The sequence below is a fragment of the Arcicella aquatica genome (genome assembly GCF_034928825.1).
In the GTDB taxonomy this organism is placed as follows: Bacteria; Bacteroidota; Bacteroidia; order Cytophagales; family Spirosomataceae; genus Arcicella; species Arcicella aquatica.
In genome coordinates, this window is sequence record NZ_JAYFUL010000064.1 from 15263 (window position 1) to 27154 (window position 11892).

Genomic DNA, 11892 nt, shown 5'->3' on the forward strand with positions numbered 1-11892 from the left:
TCACCAATCAAATAAACTAAACAGTATCTTTTTTCGCTGGTTTGAATTTATTAAAAAGACCATTGATTACACTTTTCTTTTGTTCCTCCAATAGCTTTTTAGCCCTATCAGTAGCTAGTTTTTTGATACTATCAGCTGTGGCTTTTGCTTTCGCCTCCATGACATCTTTGTCTAAAATTACCTGCGATGGCAAACCATCTTTTTTAACATTCAGTTTTTCTAAGAGTTTATCTTTTTGTTCGTTAATTTGTGTCTGTAAGGTAGCTTTTGCTACATCCTTTAATGAGTTAGCCGTGCTACTTCCATTGAAACCAAAAACCGGGTTTTTAAGGTTTCCACTCAATTGTAAATCGAATTTCACTCTGTCAGCTCCTTGTACACTTTTGCCAGTCCATTTCTGAAATACATTCCCAAAAGCTTCTCCAATTTTACCTGAAGGCACATCCATCTGTAAATTATAATCCATTGAACCCGTCAGTCCATGACGACCGCTAGCTGTTATTTTATAATCATCAAACTTAATATCAAAAGGCTTTACGGCAAACGTACCATCCTTTATTTCAAACTGCATCAACAAATTGCTCAGCTTAGTATTTTTTAAGTTCGCAATTTTGGTGGTTTCAATCAATTTCTGCACCAATGGATTACTCTCGGATATTGTTGCTTGTAATACTTTCATCAAACCATCTCCACTCAAAGTATTCAATTTGGGCATCATATCTTGTCCTAATTCTCCTCCAATTTGCATTTTGGAGCTTACATTCCCGATTAAGTATTGAGCGACAGGCATCAAGTATTTTACAATATTCAAATGTTGATAAGCCTGCGCAATCTCTACGTTTTCAAGATTCAAGGCAAAGTCAAATAATGGATGCGCTAAATTTGAGGTATTATACGTACCACTAGTAGTAAATTTTCCACCCAATGATTGAAAAGCCACATTTTGCATTTTTACAGCACCATTCCCAACCACTAAAGCACCTTTGATATTTTGCATTTTCATCAAACTGTACTGGGCTTCACCAATATCAGAATCTAGTACTAATTCAATGTTTTTAGGTATTTCAACTACTTGTAAAGGGGCAGACGTTCCAGCAGTACCTGCGGCAGGCTTAGGACTGTCAGTCATCCATTCATTTACATTGAACTTCTGCGATTTTACATTCATTTTCCCTTTTACAGTACCATTGTTTAAGGCATAGTCCATGTAATTGGTAAATGTCCCATCAGCAACAAAATCACTTGTTCCCAAAAAGCCCTTCGCATTAGTCACTTTGATAGCCGTTGGGGTAAAAGTCATGTCAGCCGAAGTAACTTTTACACCTTGTGGATATTCTTTAGATACAAACTCAAAATTCTGCATGGTTGCTTTTCCCGAAGTTGGCAAATTAGCATAACGTTTGGCTTTAACGTCTGACATTTTTCCTTTGGTTTCAATATCTGCATCAATTTTACCCTTCAACGTCATATCCGTCAAGGGATATATTTTCGTAATCTTCGTTAAATCTATTTTGCCTTTGGCTTTAATATCCCAATTATAATTCTCGAAGTTTTCTATCACACCATTAGCCGTAAAAGGTTCTCCATCTAATACCATCTTCAATTCAGTAATTGCTAAACGAGTAGAGGCTAAAGCGGCATTAGTATTGACTAAATTAGCTTTTACGTTCAAGTCTTGAATAGGTTCTGGGAATTTATCAGACTTTATGTAGCCATTTACCAAACTCATTACTGCATTTACCTGCGGAAAAGCTTTGGTAAGGGTATCATAAGTACCTTTGGCCTTTAAATCCATGCTATATAAACCACGCATAGTCAAGCCTTTCATTGGGAATATCTGCCCTATTTGCTGTAAATCTATTTTAGCTACTACGTCAGCATCTACTTTAGATTTCCCTAAACCTTCTATCAAAGCACGAGCAGTGATTGGATTTTTACCCAAATTCAGGTTAAACTTTTTAATATCTAATACTGAATTATTGAGGTTGTTGGTAGTATTACTTGCCTTCAAGTCAAGGTTTATTCCCGTAACCGCAGTAGGTAAATCGGGATACTGAAACATGGCATTTTCTACTAATAAATTGAAAGCATAGGTAGGAAACGAAGTAGCATTCATCGTTCCTTTTACAAAACCACCAAATTTCATGTTACCATCAGCATTCACCTCTTTAAACTTGTCAGTATAGATATTAGGAACTAATGAGAGTAAATTTTTAAAGGTGTTTTCTGGTGAGTCATAAGTGATGTCTAATACAATATTTGAGGTATCAGGCATGGCTACTGACCCATCAAAATTGAGGGTAAAATCATTGATTTTCCAAGTATTTTTCGTGAATGTATACTTATTTTTAGCTTGGTCGATATTAATCTTCATATCTGCCGATAACGTTTTTTCATGCAAATACTCCGTTCCTCCGTAGCTAATTGAGGCTTTTACTATTTGAGTATTAGTCGTCAAATCATAGATTTCAGAACCGATATTTCCCGAACCTTCATGAGAGATATTTTTGAGCAATACAAAGGTATTTTTTAGTCTATCGTCATAAGTAATTTGTCCGTCTGTCAATTTCCACGAGTCAATTCCTATATTAAAATTACTCTTAGTTTTTGTCTCTTCCTGCTGAACCTGTAGCGAGTCTGTTTTGTAGATATTATAATTGGCAGAGCCGTCGGGTAATACTTTAATCAGAATTTTGGGCCTATCAATAGCGATAGAATTAATCGCTACTTTATCACCAGAAATAATTGATTTTAAATCTGCCGCCAACGAAAATTCCTTCGCTTGAATCAACGTATCACTTGAAAATGGCGAGTAACCTACTACTCCGAAGTCTTTTAGGGAAATCGTTAAAGCAGGGAAATGCTTGAAAAAAGATAAGTCGAAATCGTTATAATAAACTTTTGCCTTTACTTTTTTCTGAATTTCTTCATTGACTTTCGCTTGGATAGTATCCTTAAAAAAGAAAGGAACAGCAAAAAGAATTACTGAAAATAAAGTAATAATCGATAAGAGAATAATTAAGACTTTTTTCATGGTTTTTACAGACTTTAGGGTTTTCTTTTGACACTGACTTGAGGACTTAAGGACTATAAGACTTAAGGACTATAAGACTTAAGGACTGTAAGACTTAAGGACTATAAGACTTAAGGACTGTAAGACTCAAGGACTGTAAGACTTAAGGACTATAAGACTTAAGGACTATAAGACTTAAGGACTGTAAGACTCAAGGACTGTAAGACTCAAGGACTGTAAGACTCAAGGACTGTAAGACTCAAGGACTGTAAGACTCAAGGACTGTAAGACTCAAGGACTGTAAGACTCAAGGACTAGAAACATTAGATTATATAGATTTGAGGACTTTAATATTAAATTCCCAAGTCCACAAGTCCTAAAGTCTTTTAGTCTTTTGCTATTACCTAAAGTCCTTTAGTCTTACAGTCATTAAGTCCTCAAATCTTAAACTAAATCACCAACTTTTCAATCAATAAAATCAAAATATGAATTACTTTGATGTGTATTTCTTGGATACGGTCGGCGTAGCCGAAATGTGGCACTCTGATTTCTACATCAGCTTGACCATCTAATTTTCCTCCATCTTTCCCAGTTAGTAATACAATTTTCATGCCTTTGGCTTTGGCAGCTTCTACGGCTTTAATAATATTAGCAGAGTTCCCACTTGTAGAAATTCCAAGTAAAACATCCCCTTTAATGCCTAAACCTTCTACAAAACGAGAAAAAATAAAATCGAATCCATAATCGTTGCCCACGCAAGAAATATGAGCAACATCTGAAATAGCAATTGCTGCTAATGAACGGCGGTCATTACGATAACGCCCTGACAATTCTTCGGCAAAGTGCATGGCATCACAATGTGAGCCGCCATTTCCACAAGAAATCACTTTATTTCCTGAACGAATGGCTTCTGCCATTATTTCGGCAGCCTGCTGAATATCAGCAAGATTCTTTGGGTTTGCAATAAAACTTTGAAGTACTATTTGTGCTTCATTGAGTTCTTGGGCAATAATATCAATCACGAATTTTCTATTTTTATTTTACTAATCTTTCAAAATTACGAAACATTACTTGAAACTTCTTGTACTAGTCTACTAAATAGAAAAGGCCTCGCCGAAACGAAGCCTTTTGAATACATTTTTATTTTTTTCTTAATAGTCTCCGCCAGCACCACCACCGCCAAAATCACCACCACCAAAGCCACCGAAGTCGAAGCCACCTCCGCCACTATTATCAGAGTGTCCTCCGCCAAAACCGCCTCCAGTAAAGATAATTGGGCCACCCCAACCTCCACTGTTGAAGCCTCCGCCACCACCTCCGCCTCGTTTATTACGAGCTACGATGATAAGAACTACGATGACTAAGACAAAAACTATCGCTAAAAAACCAAAAGGACTTCCATCATCATCTTTGGGGTCGGCTTTGTATTCACCAGAAGCCCTTTTCATCATTTCCGTAGTAGCCTCATCCAATCCTTGATACCATAATCCAGCCTTGAAATTTGGAGATAGTATTTTATTGATAATTCTTTTGGCAATAGCATCAGTAATAGTTGCTTCCATGCCACGCCCCGTCACGATTCTGATTTTACGGGTATCGGTAGCCCATAACAGCACCAGACCATTGTTTTTATCTTTCTGTCCTACGCCCCAATCTTTGGCAATTTTCATGGCAAAATCATAAGGGTCAGATTCTCCAGTATTTTTTACAATGACTATGGTTAGCTGTGTAGACGTGGAATCGGCATATCCTCTAAGTTTTTGTTCTAATGATTCGCGTTCGGTACTACTCAAAATACTTACGTAGTCATTAACCAACCTTTGTGGGCTTGGTTTAGCGGGTATATCCTGAGCGTGCAACACAAAATGTACAGACAATAGTGATAAACTAAAGAATGTACAAAGTATATAAATTGAAAGTTTCTTAAACATCTTCATAAAAAAATCCCTTCCCTCTACAGAAAAGGTTTGGGCTTATTTATCCAAACGAAATTTCGTCTGGTAATTCATTCGTGTCGTCTTTCTGATAAGGAAAATAATGTTTTAATTGCTCGCCAGCCAAGTGGATAGCCTTGGTAAATCCTTCGGTAAAAAGTCCTTGTGAAAAATGGCTTCTTAACAATTCTTTAGTAGATTCCCAGAAGTCGTCAGGCACAACCTCATCAATTCCTTTATCGCCAATAACAGCAAATTTTCGATCTTCAATCGATAGGTAAAAAAGTACTCCATTCCGTTGGGCAGTCTTATCCATGCCAATAGCATGAAATACTTCGGCTGCTCTGTCTAACACATTAGGATTAGGACAATTCTTTTCGATATGTAATCGAACTTCGCCAGAACTGTTCAATTCTGCTGCCTGAATGGCCTTCACTATCTGTTCTTTTTGTACTTCATTAAAAAAGTTCTGAGGCATAACATTGAGTGAGTTTTTCAGTGAGTGATTGAGTGAGTTGTGAATTAGTGATTGTTTTTTTAGTTGTGAGTTAGTGAATTGTGAATTTTTCAATAAGTGAATTATGATTTGATTTTATGAATATTAAATTCACAATTCACTAACTCACTAACTGAAAAAACACTAATTCGCTCAATCACTAACTCACTAAATAGCACAAGGCGAAAAGCGAAGATTGATATTGCTTCCTGCTTTTCGCCTTGCATTATTTCATCGAAAAACTATTTTGGAAATTCAACCGTTGGAACTTTCGATGCACCAGCGTCAGCTTCAAAATAGCCTTTCGTTGTAAATCCAGAGAAGCTTGCAATTAAGCTATTCGGGAAAGTAACAATTTTGTTGTTATACCCTTTTACAGTATCATTAAAACGATCACGTTCTTCCTTGATACGGTTTTCTGTACCTTCTAATTGTGACTGTAATTCAGAGAAATTTTCAGTGGCTTTCAATTCAGGGTATTTCTCTGCTACGACCATTAAACGAGATAACGAGCCTGACAATTGGCTTTGAGCCTCTTGATATTTCTTCATATTTTCAGGTGTTAAATCCTTGGCATCCAATTTAATTTGTGAAGCGCTTGCACGTGCATTGATTACATCGGTAAGTGTTCCTTTTTCAAAGTTTGCTACTCCTTGTACCGTTTTTACTAAATTTGGAATCAAATCTGCACGACGTTGATAAGCAGTTTGAACTTTCGCCCAAGACGCTTCAACCTCCTGATTTTCTGTCGCCATGCCGTTTCTGACACCAATACCCCAGAATAACAATAATGCGGCAACGCCTAATCCAATAAGAAGTCCTTTTGACATAGTTTTAATTAATTAATGTGAATATGTGATGTAATACTAAGGCAAAATAATTATGCCACTCTGTAATACTGTTTCAAATGTAGATATTTTTTTAACGCTTAAACCACTTCTATGCTGAATATTTGATTTTTGAATGTGAACGGTTGAAAACTCATTTCATTTATTTTTGATACTCCACTTTCTTATATCAATCATTGCCTTTGGATAGTCAATTCCTAATTGTACTGAAAACTTTCTTTGTTCTTCCTGTGTCAACAAAGCTACTGAATGTACTTTTTCAGCAGGGATATTTGCTAAAGCTGGCAACCAAAATTTCACGTATTCGCCCTTTTCGTCGTAGTTGTGTGCTTGTTTCAGGATATTAAAATAGCGGTTTTCTCGTGGGTCATTACCAACGCCTGCCACATACAGCCAATTGCCCCAATTAGAACAAACGTCATAATCTATCAACTGACTTTCAAACCATGATGCTCCCCATCGCCAATCTATTTGTAAATCTTTTACCAGAAAACTCGCCACATTCTGTCGTCCTCTGTTCGACATAAAACCTGTTGCCAATAGTTCTTTCATATTGGCATCAATCAACGGAATACCCGTTTCGCCCATCCGCCATTTTTCAAAAACACGCTTATCTTTTTTCCAAACAACGGCTTTGCCTTGAATCCCTTTTTCAAAAAAGATTTTATTACCATATTTCAAAGCTACAAACCGGAAGTAATCTCGCCAGAGTAATTCAAAAATCAACCAATAGGTAGACTCATTTTGAGTTCGTTCTAACTCATATTTTTTTACTTGCTCATAAATATATCTCGGCGAAATACATCCATTAGCTAACCAAAGCGAAAATTTAGAAGAATAATCCAAGCCGAGCATTCCATTACGAGTTTCTTTATAAGTTTTGAGTAAGTCTTTTTGCCAGAAATATTCCTCTAATCTTTTAAGGGCCTCATCTTCCCCTCCTTTGTATGAATGTTGACTTGCTCTTGGGAAATCAAACTTTGGCAATGCACCAACCTCTACGTTTTCAGGAAAACTAAGATGTTGGGGAATCGGAAATGTACTTCTAACTTTAGTTGATTTCTCTACTTGATTTCTAAATTGTGTAAAAATATTGGGCAAATTTTCAATTTCCATCGGCAAATCATCCAAATGATAGAGCGTGGACTGCCAGAAAAATTTCATTTTGATTCCTTCTAGTTTCAGGGCTAGCTCTACCAAAGTATCCATTTCTGTTTCCTCTGAAGTCACTTCTTCCGAAACGAATACTTCATCAATCAATAATTCTTTTGCCAAGGTTGGAATAATTTCTTCGGGATACCCCACTCGGACAATTAAGTTTGAGCCAATACTTTGGAGGTTTTTACGAAGGTTTTCGATAGATTCAAAAAGAAATTGGGTACGCAAATTGCCCGTTTTGGGAAAGCCCATTGCCAGTTCTTGAAAAATACTAGGGTCAAGTACATAAAGCGGAAATACTTGAGAAGTTTGTTGCGAGGCCTTGAACAAAGCCTCGTGGTCGTGAACACGTAAATCATTACGAAACCAAAGGAGTATTTTCATAGAAAGCTTCGATTGAAATAATTGAAATTGTTTTAACTAACCCCGAAAATAACATCCTGTAATTGTATATTCGTAGCTAAATTGTATCAACTAATAATCGGGCTTAAGGTTTAGAAAAAGAGTGAAAGCTAACTGGTCTCCTAATACCTACAATGAAGAAGAGCGTCTAGTTCTGGTAGTGTTGATATAATTTTTGTTTCTTGAGAGATGTTTCTTATCATCGAAGGCATATTTTGTGATTCCTGAATTATAAAGCGAACGAGACAATCTTTACCATTTTAGGTCGTAGGAAAAGCCTACAATCAGTTAGAGAGAACTAAATAAAACAACTTATCTCTACATAGTAGAAATTTTTCATAGCCTGAATATATGTTATGCTCCTATGAATTAAAAATGCTATTAAACAATAAACATTATGAAGCTGTTTAAACTTTCCCTTTCGGGTTAAACTAAGTCTTTTAGAATAGCTTGTTCCAAAATTTACTCAACGTAGCGATGCTATGCTTCGCAAATTTTGAAAAAATCAATCCAAAAATACAATACTTTCACCTCAGAAACGGAAAGTTTAAACAGCTTCTATGTAAAATGGGAAAAAAGCTTCTTGTCCTACTATTTTTATTTTTTATACTAAAAAATACTTCCTTTTCTTTTCCGTCTCAAGACCTCCATCATTATTATAAGGGTCGTATTGATACTACAAAAATTGATAATGATTTTCTTTTAATAAATTTATTAAAAGAAAACCTTTCGTATGAGTACTTGATGAAATCTTCTTTCTCAAAAAAAAGAAAGATTAAAGACAATATTTATGATAAAAGAATCAAGAATTATGAATGGACATTTACAAATAACATGGATAAAGTTAAATATTTAAGTGCATCAGGGAATAAAATATTACTATACGCATTAATTAAATCTCCTAAATTTTTAATTGGCAAAAAAATATCTGTTGGTAACTTAAAATCAACCATCGCACAAAAATTAAAAGTCTCAACATTATCAGATATAGTTATAATTTCCGATACTGAAGGATCTGGTCAAATAATATTATCCTTTAAGTTTGAGTATTTAAACAAAATAGAATACCAAGTTTTATATTTGGATTAATAAGGCTCCTATTGGTCTTAGGATTTCCTAAGACCTCCAATAAAGAAGAGCATCTCGCTCTCAGAAGATTGAGGTGTTTTTAGTAATCTATGAAAGATTTATTGAACGAGCGAGACGCTCTTTGAAATTTTAGGTCGTAGGAAAAATCTACGACTAGTTGAAGTAAGTTATAAGCCATTTTAAGATGAAGACACTCATAGTACTATTCGCCATAACATTTTTAACATTAACTGCAAAGGGACAATATCCTTATAAAAAATATCCAGCTATTAAATACCGAGAATATAAGAACTGGAAATTTTATGATAAGACAGAAACGGAAAACAAATTTCATTGTACGATGACAATTCCTAAATTCTTTGATAACCAAGATAATTTAACCATTCAACTCACAACTTTTGGGTATAATTATAATTCCTTCGTAAGAATTTATCGCAATAAAAAATTACTTCAAAAAAAAATCGAGCCAATGTTTTTCAATGATGTTAATATTGATAACCAATCCATTCGTGTTGCTGATATAAACGGCGATAATTTAAAAGACGTTAAAATAATTGCTTGGTATATGGGTAATGGAACAGCATCAATGAATGTGCGAACTATATATCTCTTCCAAAATAAAGAAGGGCATTTTACGAAAATTTCCTTGTTTGACAAAGCTAGTGATAACAAACTAGAGAGAGACTTTGACGGAGATGGAAACTATGAAATTATCACGATGACATTGAAAAGATATGAGGGACACAATTACTGGCTTTTTAATCTTTTCAATTACACTAATGGTGACCTCGTCAATGTAAACTCAAAAGACAATTATCCGATAATGATACAATACCTTAATCGTGAAAATTATAAAATAACAAAGAAAATAAGTAGGAGTAAAATGAAAGCCTTTACAATGAAGCTACCAGAGGAATATGACAAGAAATAGATATTTAGTCATACTTAAATCATAGAACGAGTGAAACGCTACGCTAAGCAAGGTCTTTAAAATACTCACGACATGACTCATTCAGTTATTTTGAGCATAACCAACATTCTGTCAGTCATGCCATGAGTGAACAAATGCTCTCTATGACTCACAAAACAAAACAACTTCCCAACGAAAAGCCCATTTCCACTTGATTGAATATCGTGTATAGCCTGCTTGCTGAATGATGGTTTCTAAATCTGATTTTCGGAAGGCTCGCCAAACGGATAGCTTGGCGTCGTTTTTTACCAAGTATGATTTTAAGAATAGTTTGGTAATCCAAGCGATAGAATGATAGGCAAACCAATGTCGGTGAATGTCATTAATAACAATGGCTAGGCGACTTTGTTGTTTGAGTTGCTTAAATAGTTTTATCAAACTTTCGTTATCAAAATGATGGCAAAACAGTGTCATCGTAACAATATCAAAGGAATGTTGCTGGAACTCTTCTGAAAAAATATTCTGGTATAAGTACTGAATTTCGGGGAATTGAGTTGTCCTTTTTTTAGCAAATTCAATCATAAAATCGTTGGCATCAATCCCTATCAATTCAGCTTTTACCTGTTTCTTTTTTGCCCATTTTGCTATTACCATCAGCATATCGCCTCCGCCACATCCTAAATCTGCTATTTGATAGGTAGGTTGTTGAGTAGTCAAATTGTTGAAGACAGTCTCAAGTCCACTAATCGTTACTTGATTACCTCCTAAATATTTATTGATGATAGCCAATTCCTCCAAATTCTGACGGAGGGCATCATTATCTAAATCTAAGTCGTCAATCAGTTCTTTTTCTGTACTTCTAAATGATAAATCTGGCATATCTTTGTTGTGAATACTCATCGTTCTACTCATGCCATGACTTTGAGTCATGGCATGAGTATTCGCCACATGGGCAAAGTGAAAGTAAAAATAGCTTAATATATTTAATTTCCTCCAATCATGAATTTAGATTTAACCCATAAAAATGCCATTGTTTGTGGCAGTACCCAAGGACTTGGTCGTGCTTCTGCCATCGAGCTTGCACTGTTAGGTGCTAATGTAACTTTAGTAGCCCGTAACGAGACTACACTCAAGGAAACTCTTCAAAGCCTAGATAGTTCAAAAGGGCAGCAACATTCTTATTTCGTAGCTGATTTTTCTAAACCTGATGAAGTAAAAGCGGGTATCGAAAAACACCTTGAAATCAATCCTGTTGTTCATATATTGGTGAACAATACAGGAGGCCCAGCAGGTGGCGCTATCATAGATGCCAAGATTGAGGAGTTTACGCAAGCTTTTTCCAATCATTTAATCTGTAACCATATTCTGGTGCAAGCCTGTGTGCCAAGCATGAAATCAGCAGGTTTTGGTAGAATCATCAATGTAATTTCTACTTCGGTAAAACAACCCATCAATGGTTTAGGTGTATCCAATACTACTCGTGGAGCGGTAGCTTCATGGTCAAAAACCTTGGCAAATGAATTGGGACAATTTGGTATTACCATGAATAATGTATTGCCAGGTTATACTAAAACGGCACGTTTAGATTTTGTGGTTAATTCCAGAGCCAATTCAGCAGGATTAGAAAAAGAAGCGATGGAAAAGGTTTTTCAAGCAGATATTCCAGCAGGCAGATTTGGTGAGGCAGAAGAATTTGGAGCGGCTGTAGCATTTTTGTGCAGTCCAGCAGCAGCATATATCAATGGCGTTAACTTGCCTGTAGATGGCGGGCGATTGAGCTGCATGTAAAGAGGAAAATGTCTCAAATAGAGAATTAGTATTCAAGCCTTATCACTAGCGAGGGACTTATTAGCTTTCATAAAATAACCGTTCCTTTTGTATTTTGGTTAATGTTTTTACAGATTGTTCCAAGAAAGTTATCTGGGTTGAACAATCCTACATATTTTCGAAGGTCATCATGGTTTTCATGTGTAGTATATTTATCAAGCCACGTTTTTACATGTTGTTTGAGTTGTTCGAATTGGTCTTTATAAGGGTGCATG

11 protein-coding genes are annotated in these 11892 nt (G+C 35.6%); 3 read left to right on the top strand and 8 right to left on the bottom strand.

The genetic code is table 11. The features are described 5' to 3' along the window. Positions 1-16: 16 nt before the first annotated feature. From VB264_RS23105 to VB264_RS23130, 6 genes are all read right to left on the bottom strand, one after another. Positions 17-3034, bottom strand: coding sequence for an AsmA-like C-terminal region-containing protein (locus VB264_RS23105; RefSeq protein ID WP_323253465.1), 3018 nt, complete (start codon positions 3032-3034; stop codon positions 17-19). Positions 3035-3462: 428 nt separating this feature from the next. Beyond that, complete coding sequence (gene lpcA, locus VB264_RS23110; protein WP_323253467.1) at positions 3463-4035, bottom strand: D-sedoheptulose 7-phosphate isomerase; 573 nt, start codon at positions 4033-4035, stop codon at positions 3463-3465. 129 nt (positions 4036-4164) lie between these two features. Then, positions 4165-4944, bottom strand: a complete 780-nt coding sequence (locus VB264_RS23115) for a TPM domain-containing protein (RefSeq protein WP_323253468.1) — start codon at positions 4942-4944, stop codon at positions 4165-4167. A 46-nt stretch (positions 4945-4990) separates the two neighbouring features. Next, complete coding sequence (locus VB264_RS23120) at positions 4991-5425, bottom strand: TPM domain-containing protein (RefSeq protein WP_323253470.1); 435 nt, start codon at positions 5423-5425, stop codon at positions 4991-4993. 260 nt (positions 5426-5685) lie between these two features. Beyond that, the gene (locus tag VB264_RS23125) at positions 5686-6273 is read right to left on the bottom strand and encodes a LemA family protein (RefSeq protein ID WP_323253472.1); all 588 of its coding nucleotides are present in this window, start codon (positions 6271-6273) and stop codon (positions 5686-5688) included. A 156-nt stretch (positions 6274-6429) separates the two neighbouring features. Beyond that, a complete protein-coding gene (locus VB264_RS23130; protein ID WP_323253474.1) occupies positions 6430-7833 on the bottom strand; it encodes a DASH family cryptochrome in 1404 nt (467 codons plus the stop codon). 585 nt (positions 7834-8418) lie between these two features. On the opposite strand from VB264_RS23130, the gene VB264_RS23135 reads away from it, so the two are divergent. Continuing rightward, positions 8419-8940 (top strand): hypothetical protein, encoded by a 522-nt coding sequence (locus VB264_RS23135; protein WP_323253476.1) that lies wholly within the window; start codon positions 8419-8421, stop codon positions 8938-8940. Between the two features lie 184 nt (positions 8941-9124). Next, positions 9125-9871: a hypothetical protein gene (locus VB264_RS23140; RefSeq protein ID WP_323253478.1), complete on the top strand. Its 747-nt coding sequence runs from the start codon at positions 9125-9127 to the stop codon at positions 9869-9871. Positions 9872-10012: 141 nt separating this feature from the next. Here the strand turns inward: VB264_RS23140 and VB264_RS23145 are convergent, their stop codons facing one another. Continuing rightward, a complete protein-coding gene (locus tag VB264_RS23145; RefSeq protein ID WP_323253480.1) occupies positions 10013-10780 on the bottom strand; it encodes a methyltransferase domain-containing protein in 768 nt (255 codons plus the stop codon). Between the two features lie 69 nt (positions 10781-10849). Between VB264_RS23145 and VB264_RS23150 the strand changes: the two genes are divergently transcribed. After that, positions 10850-11638 (top strand): SDR family oxidoreductase, encoded by a 789-nt coding sequence (locus VB264_RS23150; RefSeq protein WP_323253482.1) that lies wholly within the window; start codon positions 10850-10852, stop codon positions 11636-11638. Positions 11639-11705: 67 nt separating this feature from the next. On the opposite strand, the gene VB264_RS23155 is transcribed toward VB264_RS23150, so the two are convergent. Beyond that, the coding region (locus tag VB264_RS23155) for a hypothetical protein (protein WP_323253484.1) at positions 11706-11892 on the bottom strand (187 nt) is incomplete at its 5' end.